Origin of the sequence: Roseinatronobacter bogoriensis DSM 18756 (assembly GCF_004366635.1) — a bacterium.
Lineage (GTDB): Bacteria > Pseudomonadota > Alphaproteobacteria > Rhodobacterales > Rhodobacteraceae > Roseinatronobacter > Roseinatronobacter bogoriensis.
The window spans coordinates 75,258-96,375 of record NZ_SORN01000006.1 but is presented as its reverse complement, the minus strand read 5'-3'; the positions used below and the strand labels follow the sequence as shown (position 1 = coordinate 96,375).

General features: G+C 62.2%; 19 protein-coding genes. 8 read left to right on the top strand and 11 right to left on the bottom strand.

The genetic code is table 11. The annotated features are described in order from the left end of the window. The first annotated feature begins 3 nt into the window (after positions 1 to 3). The 7 genes from EV660_RS13335 to EV660_RS13305 are packed head-to-tail and all read left to right on the top strand — an operon-like array spanning position 4 to position 5,411. Positions 4 to 765 carry a thiazole synthase gene (locus tag EV660_RS13335; protein ID WP_071478986.1) on the top strand — a complete coding sequence of 254 codons (762 nt, stop codon included), beginning with the start codon at positions 4 to 6 and terminating at the stop codon, positions 763 to 765. After that, entirely contained in the window at positions 762 to 1,358 is a 597-nt protein-coding gene (locus EV660_RS13330; protein ID WP_071478987.1) for a thiamine phosphate synthase, read from the top strand. The genes EV660_RS13335 and EV660_RS13330 overlap by 4 nt, the downstream gene beginning before the upstream one ends. Then, positions 1,355 to 2,308, top strand: a complete 954-nt coding sequence (locus tag EV660_RS13325; RefSeq protein ID WP_071478988.1) for a HesA/MoeB/ThiF family protein — start codon at positions 1,355 to 1,357, stop codon at positions 2,306 to 2,308. The genes EV660_RS13330 and EV660_RS13325 overlap by 4 nt, the downstream gene beginning before the upstream one ends. Before the next feature lie 10 nt (positions 2,309 to 2,318). Then, positions 2,319 to 3,269: an ABC transporter substrate-binding protein gene (locus EV660_RS13320; protein WP_071478989.1), complete on the top strand. Its 951-nt coding sequence runs from the start codon at positions 2,319 to 2,321 to the stop codon at positions 3,267 to 3,269. Next, positions 3,266 to 3,940 carry a thiaminase II gene (tenA, locus tag EV660_RS13315; protein WP_071478990.1) on the top strand — a complete coding sequence of 225 codons (675 nt, stop codon included), beginning with the start codon at positions 3,266 to 3,268 and terminating at the stop codon, positions 3,938 to 3,940. The genes EV660_RS13320 and tenA overlap by 4 nt, the downstream gene beginning before the upstream one ends. Continuing rightward, entirely contained in the window at positions 3,937 to 4,671 is a 735-nt protein-coding gene (locus tag EV660_RS13310; RefSeq protein ID WP_071478991.1) for an ABC transporter ATP-binding protein, read from the top strand. The genes tenA and EV660_RS13310 overlap by 4 nt, the downstream gene beginning before the upstream one ends. Further along, entirely contained in the window at positions 4,668 to 5,411 is a 744-nt protein-coding gene (locus tag EV660_RS13305) for an ABC transporter permease (protein WP_071478992.1), read from the top strand. Before EV660_RS13310 ends, EV660_RS13305 begins: the two co-directional genes overlap by 4 nt. A gap of 214 nt (positions 5,412 to 5,625) precedes the next feature. Here the strand turns inward: EV660_RS13305 and EV660_RS13300 are convergent, their stop codons facing one another. Continuing rightward, positions 5,626 to 7,734, bottom strand: coding sequence for a DEAD/DEAH box helicase (locus EV660_RS13300; protein WP_071478993.1), 2,109 nt, complete (start codon positions 7,732 to 7,734; stop codon positions 5,626 to 5,628). Between the two features lie 608 nt (positions 7,735 to 8,342). On the opposite strand from EV660_RS13300, the gene EV660_RS13295 reads away from it, so the two are divergent. Then, positions 8,343 to 10,025 carry a PHA/PHB synthase family protein gene (locus tag EV660_RS13295; protein ID WP_244927325.1) on the top strand — a complete coding sequence of 561 codons (1,683 nt, stop codon included), beginning with the start codon at positions 8,343 to 8,345 and terminating at the stop codon, positions 10,023 to 10,025. A 372-nt stretch (positions 10,026 to 10,397) separates the two neighbouring features. On the opposite strand, the gene EV660_RS13290 is transcribed toward EV660_RS13295, so the two are convergent. From EV660_RS13290 to EV660_RS13245, 10 genes are all read right to left on the bottom strand, one after another. Continuing rightward, on the bottom strand, positions 10,398 to 10,958 hold the full coding sequence (locus tag EV660_RS13290) for a sarcosine oxidase subunit gamma (protein ID WP_071478995.1): 561 nt from the start codon (positions 10,956 to 10,958) through the stop codon (positions 10,398 to 10,400). Further along, positions 10,951 to 13,899, bottom strand: coding sequence for a sarcosine oxidase subunit alpha family protein (locus EV660_RS13285; protein WP_071478996.1), 2,949 nt, complete (start codon positions 13,897 to 13,899; stop codon positions 10,951 to 10,953). Before EV660_RS13285 ends, EV660_RS13290 begins: the two co-directional genes overlap by 8 nt. Then, positions 13,896 to 14,183 carry a sarcosine oxidase subunit delta gene (locus tag EV660_RS13280; protein ID WP_071478997.1) on the bottom strand — a complete coding sequence of 96 codons (288 nt, stop codon included), beginning with the start codon at positions 14,181 to 14,183 and terminating at the stop codon, positions 13,896 to 13,898. Before EV660_RS13280 ends, EV660_RS13285 begins: the two co-directional genes overlap by 4 nt. An 85-nt stretch (positions 14,184 to 14,268) precedes the next feature. Next, complete coding sequence (locus EV660_RS13275) at positions 14,269 to 15,519, bottom strand: sarcosine oxidase subunit beta family protein (protein WP_071478998.1); 1,251 nt, start codon at positions 15,517 to 15,519, stop codon at positions 14,269 to 14,271. 705 nt (positions 15,520 to 16,224) lie between these two features. Next, the gene (gene lexA / locus EV660_RS13270; protein WP_071478999.1) at positions 16,225 to 16,917 is read right to left on the bottom strand and encodes a transcriptional repressor LexA; all 693 of its coding nucleotides are present in this window, start codon (positions 16,915 to 16,917) and stop codon (positions 16,225 to 16,227) included. A gap of 78 nt (positions 16,918 to 16,995) precedes the next feature. Continuing rightward, positions 16,996 to 18,162, bottom strand: coding sequence for a molybdopterin molybdotransferase MoeA (locus EV660_RS13265; RefSeq protein ID WP_071479000.1), 1,167 nt, complete (start codon positions 18,160 to 18,162; stop codon positions 16,996 to 16,998). Beyond that, positions 18,159 to 18,638 carry a cyclic pyranopterin monophosphate synthase MoaC gene (moaC, locus tag EV660_RS13260; protein WP_100319108.1) on the bottom strand — a complete coding sequence of 160 codons (480 nt, stop codon included), beginning with the start codon at positions 18,636 to 18,638 and terminating at the stop codon, positions 18,159 to 18,161. The genes EV660_RS13265 and moaC overlap by 4 nt, the downstream gene beginning before the upstream one ends. Position 18,639: 1 nt before the next feature. Beyond that, positions 18,640 to 19,449 carry an indole-3-glycerol phosphate synthase TrpC gene (gene trpC / locus EV660_RS13255; protein ID WP_071479001.1) on the bottom strand — a complete coding sequence of 270 codons (810 nt, stop codon included), beginning with the start codon at positions 19,447 to 19,449 and terminating at the stop codon, positions 18,640 to 18,642. Between the two features lie 19 nt (positions 19,450 to 19,468). Next, a complete protein-coding gene (gene trpD / locus EV660_RS13250; RefSeq protein ID WP_071479002.1) occupies positions 19,469 to 20,491 on the bottom strand; it encodes an anthranilate phosphoribosyltransferase in 1,023 nt (340 codons plus the stop codon). Continuing rightward, a complete protein-coding gene (locus tag EV660_RS13245) occupies positions 20,488 to 21,069 on the bottom strand; it encodes an anthranilate synthase component II (RefSeq protein ID WP_071479003.1) in 582 nt (193 codons plus the stop codon). Before EV660_RS13245 ends, trpD begins: the two co-directional genes overlap by 4 nt. Positions 21,070 to 21,118: the final 49 nt, after the last annotated feature.

The window sequence follows — 21,118 nt, the reverse complement described above, 5'->3', positions numbered from 1 at the left end:
GGTATGCGCGATTTTTATGGCGTCACGCTGAACTCCCCTCTCATGCTGGGCACAGCACAATACCCGTCCCCCGCGGTGCTGGAGGCGGCGTTTCGCAAATCTGCCGCGTCGGTGGCGACCGTATCCTTGCGCCGTGAAGGCGGGCAGGGGCAGGCGTTTTGGGATATTATTCGCGGGCTTGGTGTGCATGTGCTGCCCAATACTGCGGGCTGCTACAGCGCCAGAGAGGCGATCACCACCGCGCACATGGCGCGAGAGGTGTTCGAGACGAACTGGATCAAGCTGGAAGTGATTGGCCATGCCGACACCTTGCAGCCCGACCCCTTCGGCCTGCTGAAGGCAACCGAGGCGCTGGCCGCTGACGGGTTCGAGGTGTTCCCCTATACAACCGAAGATCAGGTTCTGGCCGCGCGCCTGTTGCAGGCAGGTGCAAAAGTGCTGATGCCTTGGGGCGCGCCCATCGGCTCTGGCCTTGGGTTGAACAATCGCTACGGGCTTAAAACCCTGCGCGCGGCCTTTCCCGAGGTGCCAATGGTGATCGACGCGGGCCTTGGCCTGCCCAGCCATGCCGCCGATGCGATGGAAATGGGCTTTGATGCGGTGCTGCTCAATACGGCGGTCGCGCAGGCGGGTGACCCAGTAGGCATGGCGCGAGCCTTTGCGCTGGCGGCACAGGCGGGGGCGCTGGCCCATGCCGCCGACCCGATGACCCCGCGCGACATGGCATCCCCCTCTACCCCTGTTGTCGGAAAGGCATGGCTATGACGCTGCCCCGGTTCTACCCGATCTTTGACAACGTTGATTGGCTGGAACGTGCCCTGCCACTTGGCGTGAAATTCCTGCAATTGCGCATCAAGGAGCGCGACCCCAACGCACTGCGACTGGATATTCGCGTCGGTCTGGCCATGGCGCAAACATATGGTGCGGCGCTGGTGGTCAATGATCATTGGCAACTGGCCATTGAGGAAGGGGCCGAGTGGTTGCATCTGGGGCAGGAAGACCTTGACGCGGCAGACCTGCCCGCGATCCGTCGCGCGGGGCTGAAGCTTGGTATCTCCACGCATGACCATGCCGAACTTGACCGCGCCCTTGCCCTTGCGCCGGATTATGTGGCGCTGGGGCCGGTTTACCCCACAATCCTGAAGCAGATGAAATGGCACCAGCAAGGGCTGGACCGGGTGACCGAATGGAAAGGGCTGGTGGGGGAAATCCCGCTTGTCGCCATTGGTGGCATGTCTGTTGAACGCGCCGCCGGTGCGTTCGACGCCGGCGCGGATATCGTCTCGGCGGTGACGGATATAACGCTGAACTCCGACCCGGATGCGCGCATTGCCCAATGGCTGGGGGCCTGTGCATGACCCGTTATGCCCGCCAGATGGTCTTGCCGGAAATCGGCGCAGACGGGCAGGCGCGGCTGTCACGCGCCCATGTGCTGGTTGTAGGTGCCGGGGGGCTGGGGGTGCCGGTGTTGCAATATCTGGCAGGCGCAGGGGTGGGGAAGATCACGCTTCTCGATGGTGACACAGTGGCAGAGCATAACTTGCATCGCCAGCCGCTGTACCGGATGGACCAGATCGGCCAGCCAAAGGCGCTTGCCGCTGCTGCGGCTTTGCAGGCGCTGAACCCCGAAACAGAAATTGTTGCCTATTGCGAATGGCTGGACCCGGCCAATGCGCCCAAACTGGGGGGCGCGTCGGATCTGGTGCTTGATTGCGCGGACACTTTCGCGGTCAGCCTGACATTGTCAGACACATGCCGCGATTCTGGCAAACCCCTGATCGCAGCCTCGGCGCTGGCGCTGTCGGGCTATGTGGCAGGGTGTTGTGGCGCAGCGCCTTCGCTGCGCGCCATTTTTCCCGACCTGCCGGAACGCGGGGCCACCTGTGCGACAGCGGGGGTCATGGGGCCGGTGGTCGGAACAATCGGCGCGCTACAGGCGCAAATGGCGCTTTCCGTGCTGCTGGGGCTGTCGCCTTCACCCTTGGGGCAACTTGTCAGTTTGGATGCCGCGCGCTGGCGGATGGGGGGCTTTCGGTTTGACGGGGCACCCGAACCCGCCCGCCCGCTGCCTTTCATCGCCCGAAATGACATAGGCGAAGATGACCTGTTGATCGACCTGCGCGCCGAATCCGCCCCCTTCAGCACGGCCGCGCGCCATATCCCGCCAGACGCCATTGCGTCGCTGCGCCCGCCATCGGGGGCGCGTGTGGTGCTGGCCTGTGCCACGGGTCTGCGCGCCCATAATGCGGGCCAGATCCTGCAAGCAAATTGGGGCGGCGATATCGCCCTACTTGCCCTTACCCACTGAAAGGACCGTCATGAAACACCTGTTTGCCGTATCATTGCTGACCGCAACCCTTGCGCTTCCCGTGCATGCACAGGACCGCCTCAGCGTCATGCTGGACTGGTTCGTGAACCCTGACCATGCGCCCATCGTTCTGGCGCAGGAATTGGGCTATTTCACCGATGCGGGGCTGGAGGTGGAAACCGTTACCCCTGCGGACCCGAACGACCCGCCGCGCATGGCGGCAGCGGGCCGGGTGGATATTGCCATCAGCTACCAGCCGCAACTGCACCTTAGCCGCCATAATGACCTGCCCCTGCGCCGCGTAGGCACGCTGATTTCGACGCCGCTGACCTGCCTTGTCGTGCTGGCAGATGGGGCGGTTCAGGACATGACAGACCTGAAAGGCGGCAAGGTGGGCTTTGCCGTGGCCGGGGTGCAGGAAGTGATGCTGGACGCCATGCTGGCCCATCACGGGATGGAGCCGACAGATGTCGAGCAGATCAATATCGGCTGGTCAATCTCGCCCGCGCTGATGTCGGGGCAGGTGGATGGCGTGATCGGTGCGTTTCGTAATTTCGAGTTGAACCAGCTTGAAATCGAAGGCAGCGCGGGGCGCTGTTTCTACCCCGAGGCCGAAGGCGTGCCCAGCTATGACGAGTTGATCTATGTCGCCAATCCCGACCAGATGGATGCGGATGTGATCGCCCGCTTTCTGGATGCGACCGAACGCGCGACAGGCTTCATCCTGAACAATCCCGATCAGGCATGGCAGATATTCTCGGCCACCGCATCCGAATTGCGCAGCGAGTTGAACACCCGCGCATGGTCCGATACATGGCCGCGCTTTGCCACCCGCCCCGCCGCACTGGATGCAGGGCGCTATGCGCGGTTTGAGGCATTTCTGGCCGAACGCGGGGCAACTGCGGGCGGGCTGTCGGTCAATGAACTGGCCATCGACGTGACCGCACAGGCCACACCATGAGCGCGCCGGACTATGGCCGCGCCTTCACCCTTTGGCGCGATGCTGCGCCCTTGTGGCAGGCCTATACGCGGCATGAGTTTGTCGAGGCCTTGCGCCGGGGTGATCTGCCACGCGCGAATTTTCTGCATTATCTGCGGCAGGATTATGTGTTCCTGACCCATTTCGCGCGGGCATGGGCGCTGGCGGCTGCGAAATCTGACACGCTGGCTGAAATGCAGGCGGCATCCGCCACAGTGCAGGCGCTGGTGCATCATGAAATGCCGTTGCATGTGCAGATCTGCGCGGCAGAGGGGATTGATGCGCAGGCACTTGAGGCCACAACGGAGGCCCCCGCCAACCTTGCCTATACCCGTTATGTGCTGGAGGCGGGCTATTCAGGCGATTTTCTGGACCTGATGGCCGCGCTTGCACCATGTGTGATGGGCTATGGCGAAATTGGCGCGCGGCTCAAAGGGGCAGGCGGGCCGTATTCCGACTGGATCGAAACCTATGCCGGGGCAGAGTATCAGGCGCTGTGCCATGATGTGGGCAGTCTGATTGATGGCGCATTGGCCCACAGGCTGGGGCCGGATTGGGCCAGCCTGCCGCGCTTCGGGCAACTAGGCCAGCGCTTTGCCACCGCCACAAGGTTGGAGGTCGGCTTCTGGCAAATGGGGCTTGAGGGCGTATGACGACCCTGCGCCTCCGTGGTGATCTGTGGATGGGCACAGCGCCGCTGATCCGCGATCTCGCGCTTGATCTGCCCGCATCGCGCTGGTCTGGCTTGCTTGGTCCGTCTGGTGTGGGCAAATCGACCCTTGCCCGGCTGGTTGCGGGGCTGCCCGGCCCTTACCGGCTGGAGGGCGCAATTTGCCCTGAAGATGGCAAGCCGCTTCAGGGCCGCGTGGCGATGATGGCGCAAGAGGGGCAGCTTTTGCCCTGGGCCGATTGCGTGCAGAACGTCACCATCGGCGCGCGACTGCGCGGGGTGCGGCCAGATGTGACGCGCGCGCGCGCCTTGCTGGCGCAAGTCGGGCTGAAAGGGTTGGAGCGCCGCCGCCCAGCGGCCTTGTCAGGCGGCCAGCGCCAGCGCGTGGCACTTGCGCGTGTCCTGATGGAAGATTGCCCTATTGTTGTGCTGGATGAGCCGTTCTCGGCCCTGGACACGCTCACCCGGCTGGCAATGCAGGATCTGGCCGCATCGCTGTTGCAGGGCCGCACAGTGATTTTGATCACGCATGACCCGCTGGAGGCTATTCGCCTGTCTGATCAAGCCTATTTGCTGGGGCCGGATGGGGCAGAAGTGCTGAACCTGCCCGCCAGCCCCGTCCCGCGCGACTACACTGCGCCCGAGACACTGGCCGCGCAGGCGCAGATGCTGGCCCGGCTGCACAGGGTGGAGTCTGAAACTTGCGCTGGATGAATACGCCCTTGCTGCGCGGCCTGCTGGCCTTGGGTTTCGCGCTGGCGCTGTGGCAGGGCGTGGTCTGGGCCAGTGGGGTGCCGCCGTTCATCCTGCCGGGGCCGGGGCGTGTGGGGGCCAGCCTTTGGGCCAATGCGCCCCTGCTGTGGGAACACGCGCGCTTCACAGCGGCCAATCTGGGCATGGGGCTGGCGGCCGGGGTGGCGCTGGGGGTGGCGACGGCGCTTAATCTGGCGCTGTCGCCCGGCGCGCGGCTGTTGTTGCGGCCCATGTTGATCTTTGCGCAGGCCGTGCCAGTCTTTGCGCTGGCCCCGATCATTACCTTATGGCTTGGCTATGGCGCACCGTCCAAAATTGTCGTGGTCATGCTGGTGATCTATTTTCCGGTCACATCGGCCTTTTTTGACGGGCTGATGCGCCTGCCTGCCCCGCTGAATGATCTGGCGCAGATGATGCGCGCAACACCCTTGCGCCGTCTGTTCCTGCTGCAACTGCCCAATGCGCTGCCCGCGCTGGCCTCTGGTCTGCGGTTGGCAGTGGTCTATGCGCCTTTTGCGGTCTTGATCGGGGAATGGGTCGGTTCGTCGCGCGGGCTTGGGTATCTGATGCTTATGGCCAATGGGCGCGGGCAGACCGACCTGATGTTTGCCGCCCTTCTGGTGCTGGCGGCGCAAAGCCTGATTCTGTTTGCGCTATTTGAAACGCTTTCGCGGGGTCGACTGGACAGGGCCGGGCAGTGAATGCCCGGCCTTGATTGTGATTTGGCTGACACCAGCGCAAATATCTGATCTTGCGCGGATTTGGCTGGCATAAAGTGCTACAGATTATGCGGTGGAACGCCGCACCACGGCCCGACGCTGCGCAGCTTTACACCCAGCGTTGATTCGTCTGCAAAGCCCCACAAACCCGCCCCTTGTCGCTAAGGGGCGGGTATTTTGTGTCAGGTGCCGGAGGTTAGCGCTTGCCGCGCCGGGGTGGCTCTGCCCCGCCGGGCCGCGCGGTGGCGCGGGGTTTGCGCGCGGCAGGCTTGTCCTTACCGGGCGGTGTGAAGCGTTTGGAGCTGTCGCGCGCATCGCTGAACGAGGCGGGTTTCCCGGCATGTTTCGGCTTGGCCCTTGGCGCGGGCTTGTCGCCGGGTTTCACTGCTGGATCGCGCCGTTCATACTTGGCCTTGGCGCGCGGCGCATCTGCTTTGTCCCTGGGCTTGTAGCTGTCCTTGCCGCGCGGCGCGTCAGCTTTTTCCCGCGGCTTGTAAGCTTCGGCCTTGTCTTTCGGCTTGTAAGAATCGGGCTTGCTTTTCGCGTGCGGGGCAGTGCTGGCGCTTGCGCTGTGGCGCGGCTTTCTTTCACCCTCGGCGCGCGGGGCGGCAGCGGCCTTGCGTTCGGGGGCCGGCTCTGCGCGCGGCCGTGGCGAAGGCGCGCTGGCGCGGTATTCCGGGCGTGGTCGGGGGCTGGACTCCGGCTTTGGCCTGCCGCCGCCGGATTGCCGGTCGGGTGCTGCATCCATCGGGCGTACCTTGACCCCGTCTTCCAGTACCCCATCTGCGCCGATGGTGGCCATGAAGCCAGCGGCGCTGGCCTCGGTCAGTTCGACATGTGTTTCGGTGTCCTGCACGCGGATCGCGCCGATGGCTGTTTTGTCCAGATTGCCCGCGCGGCATAGCAGCGGCAACAGCCAGCGTGGTTCTGCCTTGTCATTACGCCCGACTGACAGGGCGAACCAGCGGCTTGGGCCAAATGGCTTATGCTCACGCGCGGCGGGTTTGGTGTCTGGTGGCAACAAGTCCTCGGGCGCGGCATTGCGCTGCTGATACAGGCGCAGATAGGCTGCCGCGACCACTTCCGGCGCATGAAGGGCCAGCAGTTTGGCAGCAAAGCTCTGCTCATCCTCGGTCAGGGGGGTGGTCCATGCCGGGTCTGCCAGCAGCCGCTCTTCATCCTTTTGCAAGACATCCTCGACCGAAGGCGCAGTGGTCCATTCTGCCGAAATCTTGGCCCATTTCAGCAGGTTCTCTGCCTTGCGCACCGCCCGTGGTGGCACGATCAGCGCCGAGATGCCCTTGCGCCCCGCGCGCCCGGTACGGCCAGAACGGTGCAGCAGGCTTTCGGTATTGCTGGGAAGGTCCGCATGAATAACCAGATTGAGGTTCGGCAGGTCAATGCCGCGCGCGGCCACATCCGTGGCCACACAAACCCGCGCGCGCCCGTCGCGCATGGCTTGCAGCGCATGGGTGCGCTCGGTCTGGCTTAACTCGCCCGACAGGGTAACAGTGGACAACCCGCGATTGGTCAGGCGCGCGGACAGATGGCTGACAGCGGCGCGCGTATTGGCAAAGACAATCGCGCTTTCTTCGGCGTGATAGCGCAGCAGGTTGAAGATGGCATGTTCACTGTCAGATGCCGCCACACGCAGCGCCTGATATGAAATATCGGCATGTTGGTCTGTGCTGCCCAAGGTGCTGATCCGGCGCGCGTCGCGCTGGTATTGCTTGGCCAGTTTGGCGATCATGGGCGAGACGGTGGCCGAAAACAGCAGCGTCCGGCGCTCTTCGGGGGCTTTGGACAGCATGAATTCAAGGTCTTCGCGGAAGCCCATATCCAGCATCTCGTCGGCTTCATCCAGCACGACAGCGCGCAATTCACCCAGATCAAGGGCACCACGTTCGATATGGTCGCGCAAACGCCCCGGCGTGCCAACAACGATATGCGCGCCGCGTTCCAGCGCGCGGCGTTCCTGCCGACTGTCCATGCCCCCCACACAAGAGGTCACAACCGCGCCGGTTTTGGCATAAAGCCATGTCAATTCGCGCATGACCTGAAAGGCCAGTTCGCGTGTGGGCGCGACGACCAGCGCCAGCGGCGCTGCCGCAGGGCCGAAGCGTTCTTCGGTTCCAAGCAAGGTGGGCGCGATGGCCATGCCAAAGCCTACCGTTTTGCCCGACCCGGTCTGGGCCGAAACCAGCAGGTCCTGATCCATGATATCGGCGGCGGTGACCGCGTTTTGAACAGGGGTGAGTTTGTCGAAGCCACGCTCTGCAAGGGCTTCGGACAGCGGAGTGATCATAGTAAGTATATCCATAGAATTTGGCAGCTTGTGCCGTTGAGATGGGTCAACGCGACATATATCGGACCCATCCCCGAACGTCACATTGGGTGTCATTGCACCGGGCACCTGTAAGTGCCGATATGCGTCCTTGCGTCTTGTCATCACAGCAAGGGAGAGAGGTGGCCTGACCTGCCTGTCCGGACAAACCAGAGACGGGCAGGCAGAATACCCTCTCTCTCGCTGCGATTTGTCGTCATGTCAAGGACATGCCGCTGAATGGGCAAGGAAGTGGCAAGCCTGTGCTATCTGGCGCGGGTTTCAGCACATATACGCCACCAGTTGACATGAATCAGTGACAGGGCCGCGCCGCCTGTGTTCAGTTGCGCCAACGTCACAACGAAGATGGCCCTCGCAGCCACAGCCAGCCAGCGCGCTGCGCGCAAGCGCCCATCCTGTTCCTGCGCGTGCTTTCATGCGCGCTACCAGCACAAGGCCGGATCATGCCACAAAAGCCCAAGCCCCCGAAATCCGCCCAACCCAAAGCGCCGTCAGCGCCCCCGCCGCGTCGAAGCGTCCCGTCGGTGCCCCATCCCACTTCTGCTGCTCCGGGGCACACGCATGCGTCATTGGATCGCAGCACAATGGCCACGCTGGCGCGGATGACATCGGGGTTGTCGCCACATGCGATTCTGGATGCCTGGGGCGATTGGGCAATGCATCTGGCCCGCGCGCCGGGGCGTCAGATCGAATTGATGGAGCGCGCGCAATCCAACTGGCTGAAACTCGCGCGGTTTGCCGCCGCTGCAACCCTTGGGCAAAGCCCTGAAAAGCCCTTTGCGCCCGGTCGCTATGATACACGCTGGACACATCAGGGCTGGGCTAAAGCCCCCTTCGCGGTCTGGCAGCAAGGCTTTCTGGCAACGCAGGATTGGTGGCAGGGGGCCACATCTGACCTGCGGGGGCTGAAGCGACAGAATGCGCAGCGCACCGGATTCATGATGCGCCAGTTGCTGGATACCGTTTCGCCCGCCAACTTTCCTGTCGCCAATCCCGAAATACTGGAAAAGACATGGCAGACCGGCGCACGCAATCTGTTTGACGGGGCAGTGCATTACGCTGATGATGCGCATCACATTCTTGCCAATGAACATCGCCCCGTGCCCGATCAATTTGCCTTGGGCAAGGTGCTGGCCTGCACCAAGGGCGAGGTGGTCTTTCGCAATGAGCTGATGGAATTGATCCAGTATAGCCCGACAACCGACAAGGTGCAGGCAGAACCGGTGCTGATCGTGCCGGCATGGATCATGAAATATTATATTCTGGACCTCTCGCCGGAAAATTCGCTGATCCGCTGGCTGGTGGGGCAGGGCTATACTGTATTCTGCATCTCATGGCGCAATCCGGGGGCGGAACATGCCGACTTGTCGCTGGAAGATTACCGCCTGCAAGGTGTGATGCAGGCACTGGAGGAAGTGAACCGGATCGTGCCGGACCAGAAGGTTCATGCCAATGGCTATTGTCTGGGCGGAACGCTGCTGGCGATCACCGCCGCGACCATGGCGCGCGACCACGACACGCGGCTGGCCTCAATCACGCTGATGGCCGCGCAGGTCGATTTTGCCGAGGCGGGCGAATTGCTGCTGTTTCTGGATGAAAGCCAGGTCGCCTATCTGGAAGACATGATGTGGGCGCAGGGGTATCTGGACCGGCCCCAGATGTCAGGCGCCTTTGCCGCCATCCGGTCCGAAGACCTGATCTGGACGCGCGCGGTCCGGCGCTATTTTCTGGGAGAGCCGGATTTGCCCACAGATATGGGGGTCTGGGTCAATGACACCACCCGTATGCCCGCGCGCATGCATTCGGAATATTTGCGCGGGGTGTTTCTGGAAAACCGTATCACGGCAGGGCGCTTCGCGGTTGAGGGGCGTGTGATCGCACTTAAGGATATCGAGGTGCCCATGTTCGTTGTGGCAACAGAAACCGATCATATTGCGCCGTGGCGGTCCGTCTACAAGACGGCCCTGTTCACCGATTGCGATATGCATGTGCTGCTGACAAAGGGCGGGCATAATGGCGGTATTCTGTCAGAGCCGGGCCATAAGGGGCGGCATTACCGTATCGGGCACCGCCCGGCTGGCGCGCATTACCTTGACCCAGACAGTTGGCTGGCCGCCAATGACCCTGTGGCGGGGTCTTGGTGGCCGGAATGGTCACGCTGGCTGGACAGCCACAGCAGCGGCACTCAGGCCGCGCGCATCCCCGCGCTGGGCCTTGGCCCCGCACCGGGGGAGTATATACACCAGTGTTGATACAGGCCACCTGTCCTCAAATCTGGTTAACGGGGGCGTGCGGCGCAGGCGCATCTTTGTTTTCCGCACCTGAGACAACACGTCGCGATGAGTCGCGACAGTCGGCTTTGCGGGATTTTACGGACATAGCAAAGCCGGGTGCAAAGCCGCGCATCGCCGGGCCGCGGTGGGGCGATATTCGGTTAAATCTGTAGCACTTTATGCTGGCCAAGCCCCTGCGAGATCTGATCTGAGCGCTTGGGGCAGCCAAATCGCCGTGCCGTGGGTGCGGCCCGGCGATGCGCGGCGGCCTTCGGCCTTGATTCCGCGCAACTGAGAGTTCGCAACGCCCCCAAAAGCTGTCATTGGAGAGCGTGTCTTGGCGGGCGCACCCTAGAACACCGCGCGTGCCGCGCTGGTCAGCGCATGATGCAAGCTTTGCGCCGAGGAACGTGGCCCATAGACATGTATCCCCTCTGTCCCACGGATCACATAGCAGCCAAGATGCTCGATGACACTGCGCCGCGCCGCACCTTGGCCCAGCTTCGCCAGATCAAGGTTGCACAGGCGTTCAAACAAACGCTCAATCCCGTCGCCGGTGACATCAAAGCGCACCCATGCATCACTTTGTTCGGTCACGCTGGCACATTCGCCCAGCTTGGCAGAAAGCATCGCGGCAAGATCTTCGTGGCTGTCGTAAGGCGCTTCCACGATCCAGATATGCGGTCCGGTCCAGAAGGCACTCATCGCAGGGCCTTGCGTATGGGCTGCAACACCGGGGATATCTGCGCCCAAGACGGACGCAAGGGCGGTGCTACAGGCTTTTTCCTGCCCAAGCCGCGCCGCGACAGAGGCCAGCGCCCAATCGGGGGCCTCGGTTATCGTAACGGGGCCGATGCTGTCCTGCACCGGCGTGGTGCCCGCAAGGGCGGTCAGGGGGGCCAGATCATGCACGAAGTCGTTCTCCCTCTGGGTCGATGAAATGGGCCGAGACGATTTCGACCTCGGTATCATCCCCTGTCAGGGGCGAGGCTGCGCGCAGCACATCGCCCATGCGTTCGTCACCCGCTTTCAAAAAGCCGATGGCGATAAAGGATTTCAGACAGGGCGAATAACAGGCCGAAGTGACATAGCCCAGGTCATTGGCCGCTGTCATATCTGCCCCGATTTCCAGCAGATGTGCGCCTGCCAAGACCCGCGCTTTCGGGTTCTTGGGCTTGAAACCCACCAGCCTCAAACCATCCGGCTGGTTCAGCCCCTCGCGCCGTGACAGGACTGCACCAATACTGTCTTTCTTGTCGCTGACCATGCGTCCCATACCCAGATCGCGCGCAGTGGTCTGGCCGTTCAGTTCATTACCGGCCGCGTGACCTTTTTCAATACGCATGACGCCAAGTGCCTCGGTGCCGTAGGGGGTAACGTCAAACTCTTCTCCCGCCTGCATCAGCCGCCGGATCAGCGCGTCGCCATAGCGCGTTGGCACCGCGATTTCATAGGCCAACTCGCCCGAGAAAGAGATGCGGAACAACCGCGCCCGCAACCCGCCACAAACCGTGATTTCTCCGCAAGCCATGAAGGGAAACGCATCATTCGAGATGTCGAATTCCGGGTCCACGATCTTTTGCAACAGCTTGCGCGCATTGGGGCCTGCAACCGCAAACTGCGCCCATGCTTCGGTGGTCGAGATCAGTTGCACATCCATATCCGGCCACAGGCATTGGCGCGCAAATTCCATATGGCGGTAAACGGGAACAGCATTGGCCGTTGTGGTTGTAACAACAAAATGGTCTTCGGCCAGACGCGCGGCAGTGCCGTCATCCATGGCGATGCCATCTTCACGCAGCATCAGCCCATAGCGCACCCGCCCGACAGCAAGTTTCGCAAAACCGTTGCAATAGATGCGGTTCAGGAATGCGGCCGCATCCCGGCCCTGCACATCTATTTTGCCAAGCGTGGTCACATCGCACACCCCGACAGAGGCGCGCGTGGCCAGAACCTCGCGGTCCACGCTTTCGCGCCATGTTTTCTCACCCGCGCGCGGGAACCATTGCGCGCGCAGCCACATGCCAACCTCGACAAAAACCGCGCCTTGCTCGGTCGCCCATTTATGGCTGGGCGTCAGGCGGGTCGGCTTGAAATCGCGTCCGGTAGAACGCCCTGCGAGAGCGCCCATTGAAACAGGCGTATAGGGCGGGCGGAAGATGGTGGTGCCTGTTGCCTCTATGCTTTTGCCGGTCAGTTCCGCCATCACCGCAAGCCCGCCCATATTCGAGGTCTTGCCCTGATCCGTGGCCATGCCCAAGGTGGTGTAGCGTTTCAGATGCTCGACCGAGCGGAAGTTTTCCTGATGCGCCAGCTTCACATCCTTGACGGTCACATCATTCTGGAAATCCAGCCAGGCGCGCTTGGTGCCGCCAACATGCCAGAACGGGGTTATGTTGACAGGTGCATCCTCTGCCTGCGGCAGATCGGGTGCGGCGGCAGAGATGCCGATATCTGCCAATATGCGCCGCGCGCTATCGGCCCCGCCATGCAAGGCCGCATGGGTGCTGAAATGTCCTTGCGCAGCGCCTGCAACCGCCATCCCTTGCGGCAATTCTGCGCCGGGCACAAAGGCCGCAATCGCATTGTTCCAGACAGGCCGGCCGCGCTGGTGACAGGTCAGCGCAACATTCGGGTTCCACCCGCCTGCAACCCCCAGTGCGCCGACATCCAGCTTGCGGCTTTTGCCATTGGCCAGACGCACCGTTACCGATTTCAGCCCCAAACGGCCCGCAGTGTCGGTGACCTGCGCCCCGGCCAGAACTTCAGCCCCTTGCAGGGCGGGCGCATCTTCGCGCGTGTCGATGACAGCGGCAACCTTCACGCCCGCGGCCAACAGGTCGCTGGCCGTGCGATGACCGTCGTCATTATTGGTGAAAACAGCGACCGTCTCGGCGGGGCTGGCGGCCCAACGGTTGACATAGGCGCGCAGCGCGCTGGCGGTCATGATGCCGGGGCGGTCGTTATTGGCGAATGCGATGGGCCGCTCAAGAGCGCCCGCACATAGAAGTGCGCGCTTGGAATAGATGCGCCACAGGATCTGGCGCGGCTTGTCAGGCGCAGGGGTAAGCAAATGGTCGGACACCCGCTCGACCGCGCCATAGACACCATGATCAAAAGCCCCGAAAATGGTCGTGCGCGACAGCAGGCGGACATTCGGAAGGCTGGCCAGTTCGGCCACAACCTGCGCGGTCCAATCTGCGCCCGACTGTGCGCCCAGCGTAAATGTTTCAGCATTCAGCCGCCCGCCCATGCGGAAATCTTCATCCGCAACGATGACCCGCGCACCTGCACGCCCGGCGGTCAGGGCCGCTGCAAGCCCGGCAGGCCCGGCCCCGATAACCAGCAGGTCGCAATGAAGGAACCCCTTGTCGTAAAGATCGGGGTCCGGCTTGGTTGTGATGGAGCCAAGCCCTGCCGCGCGCCGGATGATGGGTTCATACAGCTTTTCCCAAAAGGCAGCGGGCCACATGAAAGTCTTGTAGTAAAACCCCGCTGTCAGAAAGTTTGACAGCCGGTCATTGATTGCCAGCGCGTCGAATTTCAGGCTGGGCCATGCATTTTGGGAATGGGCCTGCAACCCGTCAAACAGCTCCACCGTGGTGGCGCGGGTATTGGGTTCCTGCCGCCCGCCAGTGCGCAACTCGACCAATGCATTGGGTTCCTCGCTGCCCGCAGTCAGGACACCACGCGGACGGTGATATTTGAACGAGCGCCCCATCAGTCGCACGCCATTGGCCAGCAGGGCAGAAGCAAGCGTATCGCCGGGGTGCCCCTTGTAATACTGCCCGTCGAACCGGAAGCTGATTTTGCGTGTGCGGTCGATCTGGCCGCCTGTTGGCAATCTGCTCATGCGCTGCGCCCCGATTTGCGCGCAACATCGCGCGCCAGTTCAACCTGTGTGATCTCATGGGTCACGGTATTGCGTGTGACCACCAGCCATGACCTGTCGCCCTGCTCATGAAACCACAATTCGCGGTGCTGGCCCGCAGGGTTATCGCGCAGATAGGCGTAGTTATAAAACGCGGCGTCAGCGCCATCAGCCATGCCGTCCGGGCGGTCGATCAGGCGTGCGTCGCCTTTGTAGGTGAATTCCTGCGCGTCACAGGGGCCAAGCAGTGGATGGTTGATGATCATGCGCGCCCCCTTTGGCGGCTGGTCCCGGTGGTGGCTGTGGGATTTGAGTATTTTTGGCAAGAAAATGACAGCATGGAATGTGCCCCTAATGCAGGTTGGGCTGTGCGCCCATGCCCTTTTCGTCGATCATCCGGCCCTTTTCGAACCGGTCGAAGCGGTAAGCAGCGGCGGTTGGATGCGGGGTATCAGTGGCCAGAAGATGGGCGAAGCACCAGCCAGAGGCCGGCGTTGCCTTGAACCCGCCATAGCACCATCCGCCATTGAAATAGAGCCCGTCAATATGGGTGCGGTCGATGATGGGCGAGCCGTCCATGCTCATATCCATCACACCGCCCCACATGCGCAGCAGGCGCACGCGGCCAAGGCCGGGAAACAGCGCCATGCCCCCTTCAATCACATCTTCGACGACAGGCAGGTTGCCGCGCTGGGCGTAGGAGTTGTAGCCGTCGATATCGCCGCCAAAGACCAGTCCGCCCTTGTCGGACTGGCTGCAATAGAAATGCCCGGCGCCAAAGGTGATGACGCCCGGCAAGACCGGCTTCAACCCTTCGGAGACAAAGGCTTGCAGCACATGGCTTTCGATCGGCAGGCGCATTCCGGCCTGCGCCATGACACGGCTGGAATTGCCCGCCACTGCAACGCCGACCTTACCCGCCCCGATGAAGCCGCGCGATGTCTCGACCCCCTTGCACTGGCCGTTTTCAATCCGAAAACCTGTGACTTCGCAATTCTGGATGATGTCGACACCCCGGCTGTCGGCACCACGGGCATAGCCCCAGGCCACTGCATCGTGGCGCACTGTGCCGCCGCGGCGTTGCGCCAGCCCGCCCTTGATGGGAAAGCGCGCATCGTCGAAATTCAGGAAGGGATATTCACGCCGGACTTGTTCCGCGCTCAGCAATTCGGCATCGGCCCCGTTCAGCAGCATGGCATTGCCGCGCCGAATATAGGCGTCGCGCTGGGCATCCGAATGGATCAGGTTCAGGATGCCGCGTTGGCTGACCATGGCGTTATAGTTGAAATCCTGCTCCAGCCCTTCCCAGAGCTTGAGCGAGAATTCATAGAATGGCTCGTTTCCATCCAGCAGGTAGTTCGAGCGGATGATCGTGGTATTGCGCCCCACATTGCCGCCCCCGATCCAGCCTTTTTCGATCACGGCGATCCTGTGCTGGCTGAATTCCTTGGCCAGATAATAGGCCGTTGCCAGACCGTGCCCGCCACCGCCAATGATGATGATGTCATATTGGGGCTTTGGTTCCGGGTCGCGCCAAGCTGGGGTCCAGCCCTTGTGGCCGCTGAGCGCCTCTTTGATCACGCGAAAACCTGAATAGCGCATATTGTCCACTCCTTGCCCGGCCAGATCTAGCAAATAATCGCAATCTGACTGTCGCTGAATCGGACATGGGTTGCCTCGGATGCGACATGCTATAATAATTTTTGAACGACTGGCGGGTGTTGGGCGGTGTCGGAATCTGACATGTTAATTCGGTTTGCCCATTTTGTGCCGGGTTGGGACGACGCGCTATGGATGCCGCAGCATCGTGGTGCTTACCAATCTTGCCCATGCCAGCAGGCGCGACAGAAGTGTGACCTGGTGTTTGTCGCCTGACATCAGAAACCCTATGACTGCTACGAGGGGCGTTGCGGACATTCAATTGCGCGGAATCAAGGCCGCAGGCCTCCGCGCAGCGCCGGGCCGCCCCCACGTCACGGCGATTTGGCTGCCATCTGCGCAAAGATCTAATCTCGCGGGGATTTGGCCAGCATAAAGCGCTACAGAGTAAACCTTGGATCGCCGCACCGCGGCCCGACGCTACGCGGCTTTGCACCCGGCCTCGCTATGTCCCCTTTGTCCCGATAGCCGCCTCTCGCGAAAACAGCGCATGTGGCGCGGGAACCTTTCGTCAGGTGGCGAACACTCGCGCGCGTAGTCCGTACAGTATTTTCGCATTCCAGGATTTGGAGCAACGCCAACAGCGCCCTGTCAAGACACCGCTTTCGCCTGCATTGGGAAGAGCCCCGCGATGCAAGATGCGCGATTTTAGTAGCTGCGAATCAACCCGACAAGCCGCCCTTGCACCTGCACCTGATCATCCCGCAGCAGGCGCGTTTCATAGGCCGGATTCGCAGCTTCAAGTGCGATCATGCCGTTCTGGCGGCGAAAGCGTTTCAGCGTTGCTTCCAGCCCTTCAACCAGCGCCACGACGATGTCGCCATTATCGGCCGTGTCCTGTTCCCGAATGACAACGATATCGCCGTCATTGATGCCCAGATCAATCATCGAGTCGCCTTGCACTTCCAGCGCGTAATGGCTGGCGCGGCCACGCAACATGCTGGCGGGCACTGAAATATCGTTCACAACCGCGCTGATTGCCTCAATCGGTGTACCTGCCGCGATGCGGCCCATGATCGGCAGGCTAAGTGCAGAAGCGTCCACAGGCAGCGCCTGCGCGGGCGGGGCGGGCTTGCCACTTGCGCCGCCGTCAATGACCTTGGCTTCGAACCCGCCCTTGTTCAGTGCATCGGGCAGTTTCAGCACTTCAATCGCGCGGGCGCGGTGATGCATCCGCCGTATGAAACCGCGTTCTTCCAATGCGGTTATCAGCCTGTGAATGCCGGATTTCGACCGCAGATCAAGCGCATCCTTCATCTCGTCAAAAGAGGGTGCAACCCCGTCCGCTTCCATGCGCGTATGGATGAGCTTGAGAAGTTCAATCTGCTTGCGTGTCAGCACGGCGGCCCCTCCGGCGATGGTTTTGCAACAAAGACTCTCAGGATGTTCTATCTCTGTTCTGCGTGTGTGTCAACGGCGTCACAAAGGGATATACCGCATTTGTTCCCCCGCCTTGCGCGGCCCGTCCCCGGCGGGGTGGATCAGAAGCGCGTCGGATTGACACAGGACACTGAGAAGCGCGCTGTCCTGATTGGGGTGGGGCGAGATGGTGCCGCCGGGGCCAAGGTTAGCGCGCATGTAATGTGTCCGCGCGCCATTTGCGGGCAGATCGCGGCCCAGCGTGGCGGTGGCGGTTTGCATCGGATACGCGCCAAGCCCTTGTAACGCGCGCAACGCCGGGCGCATGAACAGATGGCCGCAGACGATGGAAGAAACGGGGTTTCCGGGCAGCCCCAGCAAGAGCGCATCACCCAGACGCCCGGCCATAAGCGGTTTGCCCGGGCGCATGGCCACCTTATAGAAGGCCCGGCTGGCACCCATATCTTGTGCGACAGGGCCAACCAGATCATGGTCGCCTACTGATGCGCCGCCAATGGTCACGATCAGATCGGCATCCGCGGCCAGTTCCAGCACAGCGCGCAGGCTGGCCACAGTATCACTGGCAATGGGCAGGATGCGGGCGCGTGCGCCCTCTGCTTCGGCCATCGCCTTGAGCGCGAAGGCATTGGAGGCAATGATCTGATCCGCGCGCGGTTCCTCTCCGGGCATGACGAGTTCATCCCCGGTTGCGATGATCGCAACATTCGGGCGGCGGCTGACTGTGGCGCGCGGGCAGTTCATGGCCGCCAGCAGCGCCAGTTCGGCCGGGCGCAAGCGGCGCGGTGCGCTGATCTGGTCCCCGGCTTTGAAATCCGTTCCTTGGGCGCGGATGTGCAGCGGCGTTTCAAGCGGCTGTGTCAGGGTTATTCTGTCACCATCGCGCGATACATCTTCTTGAATGATCACGCGATCTGCCCCTTGCGGAATCGGCGCGCCAGTGAAGATGCGCACGGCCTCTCCGGGGGTGACATGGCCTGCAAAGGCATGGCCGGCGGCGGCTTCGCCAATCACGCGGTAGCTTTCGGCGTCATGGCTGGCAACGGCATAGCCATCCATTGCCGAAGCCGGGAAGGGCGGTTGGTCACGTTGCGCGGCCACTGGTGCGCGCAGCACACGCCCCGCAAGATGGGGTAGCTCAACTTCTTCCGTGGGCAGAGGCGAGATCAACGTGAAAACATGCGTCAGCGCCTCTTCGACCGCGATCATGGCTGCGCCTCGTAGCGACCGGATTTGCCGCCATCTTTCAGCACCACGCGGGTGGCGGTGATGGTCATCGACTTTTCAGCGGCCTTGAGCATGTCATAGATGGTCAGCGCGGCCACGGAAGCGGCGGTCAATGCCTCCATCTCTACGCCGGTCTGGCCGGTGGTGCGCACTTCGGCGCGGATACGCACGCCGGGCAGGCTGTCATCCGGGGTCAGGTCTACCGAGACTTTGGTGATCGGCAGCGGGTGGCACAGCGGGATCAGGTCGGCGCAGCGTTTGGCCCCCATGATCCCGGCCAGTCGCGCAACCCCTAGAACATCGCCCTTCTTGGCGCGCCCCTCAGTCACCAGCGCGAGGGTTTCCGGCAGCATCTGCACGGCGCTTTCGGCGACAGCGACCCGCGCGGTATGCGACTTTTGCGACACGTCAACCATATGTGCGTGGCCTTCAGCGTCGAAATGTGTCAGTTTTTCCACATTACACCTTTTCTGGCAGGATCGGGTTTGCCAGTAGCGCGCGGGTGGCCTGTGCCACATCGGACTGGCGCATCAGGCTTTCACCAATCAGGAAGCTGCGCGCGCCGTAGCCTGCCAGATCGGCCAGATCAGCGGGGGTGTAAATGCCGCTTTCTGCGATCAGCATCTTGCCTTCGGGGACCAGCCGCGACAGCCGGCGCGTGGTATCCAGCGTTACCTCAAATGTGTTCAGGTTGCGATTATTGATCCCCAGCATCGGCGAGGTCAGCGCCAGCGCACGCTCCAGTTCGTCTTCGTCATGCACCTCGACCAGCACATCCATGCCCCATGCAAAGGCGGCCTGTTCCAGCTCTTGCGCCTGCGCGTCAGAGACCGAGGCCATGATGATCAGGATGCAATCTGCATGAAGCGCGCGCGCCTCTGCGACCTGATAGATGTCGTACATGAAATCCTTGCGCAGCGCGGGCAGGGATGTTGCCGTGCGTGCGGCGGTCAGAAAGCTGTCCGCCCCCTGAAAGCTGGGCGTGTCGGTCAACACGCTCAGGCAGGTGGCCCCGCCGTCTTCATAGGCGTGGGCCAGCGCGGGAGGGTCGAAATCGGCGCGGATCAGACCTTTTGACGGGCTGGCTTTCTTAATCTCGGCGATCAGCCCATAGCCGGTGGTTTCGGCCTGACGCAAGGCAGCGGCAAAGCCGCGCGGGGCGGGGGCATTGCGCGCGACCTCTTCCACATCTGACAGTGCGCGCGTGGCCTTGCGGTCCACAACCTCTTGCAGCTTGTAGCTTTTGATCTTGTCGAGAATGGTGGCCATGTGTGCAGTCTTTCAGAGTTCAGGCGGATATGGGGCTGATGCGGGCAAGGTTTTCAACCGCGCGCATGGCTGCCCCGGAATCGAGGCTTTCGCGCGCCTGCGCCACGCCTTCGACCAAGGCACTGGCTTTGCCTGCGATCACCAGCGCGGCGGCTGCGTTCAGCAAGACCGCATCGCGGTAAGCAGGGCGGCCCGCGCCTTGCAGCACGGCGCGTAATTCTTGTGCGTTCTCATCGGGCGCGCCGCCCAACAACTGCTCGAACGGGTGCACGGGCAGGCCCGCATCCTCGGGGTGGACCGAAAACGCGCGCAGGGCACCGCCTTCCAGTGCCACAACGGCGCTTTCAGCGGCAATCGACAATTCGTCCGTGCCATCGCCGCCATGCACCAGCCACGCGCGCTCGGTGCCAAGGGCACGCAGCGTTTCCGCCATAGGGCGCAACAAATCGGTCGAGAACGCGCCGGTAAGCTGGTATTTCACCCCGGCCGGATTGGTCAGCGGGCCAAGAATGTTGAATATGGTGCGCGTGCCCAATTCCATGCGTACAGGGCCAACATGGCGCATAGCCGGGTGGTGCATAGGGGCCATCATGAAGCCGATGCCTGCCTCTTGCAAAGCCTTTTCGACCACATTGGCCCCGACCATAACGTCAATACCCAAGGCCCCCAGCGCATCTGCCGCGCCGGATTTTGACGAGAGGTTGCGATTGCCATGCTTGGCCACTGGCACGCCAGCGCCAGCAACGACAAAGGCTGTCGCGGTCGAGATATTCAGCGTGCCCTTGCCATCGCCGCCTGTGCCGACAATATCCATCGCGCCCTCAGGCGCGCGGACCTTGACGCATTTGGCCCGCATCACGCTGGCGGCGGCGGCATATTCATCGACGGTTTCACCGCGCGTGCGCAGCGCCATCAGGAACCCGCCGGTCTGCGCCGGTGTGGCCTGACCCTCAAACAACAGGTTAAACGCGGCCTCGGCCTCGGACCGGGTCAGGGGGCGGGTGGCGGCAATGCCGATCAGGGGTTTGAGGTCATCCATCATGCGGCCACGGCTGCCTGATCCAGAAAGTTGCGCAGCATCGCATGTCCATGTTCAGACCGGATGCTTTCAGGGTGGAACTGCACCCCTTCAATCGGCAGGTCGCGGTGACGCAGCCCCATGATAAGCCCATCCTCCAGCCAGCTTGTCACTTCCAGACAGTCAGGCAAAGTCTCGCGCTCGACCACAAGCGAATGATAGCGCGTCGCCATAAGCGGTGATGGCAGGCCGTGAAATACGCCTTTGCCGGCATGGTGCATTTCGCCCAGCTTGCCATGCACGATCTGCGGCGCGCGAATAACCCGCCCGCCAAACGCCTGTCCGATGGTCTGATGGCCAAGGCAGACCCCCAGAAGCGGTACACGCGCCTCGGCGGCAGCATGGGTCAGGGCAAGGCAAATACCGGCCTGATCAGGGTCGCAGGGGCCGGGCGACAAGACGATTACTGAAGGATTAAGCGCCATTGCGGCCTGTACATCCAACGCATCATTGCGCCGCACCAGCACATCGGCCCCCAACTCGCCCAGATAATGGACCAGATTGTAGGTAAAACTGTCATAATTATCTATCAGCAGCAGCATCGGCGTGTTCCGGTGTTCTTGTCCGTTGGAAACCTACATGCCCGCGCCT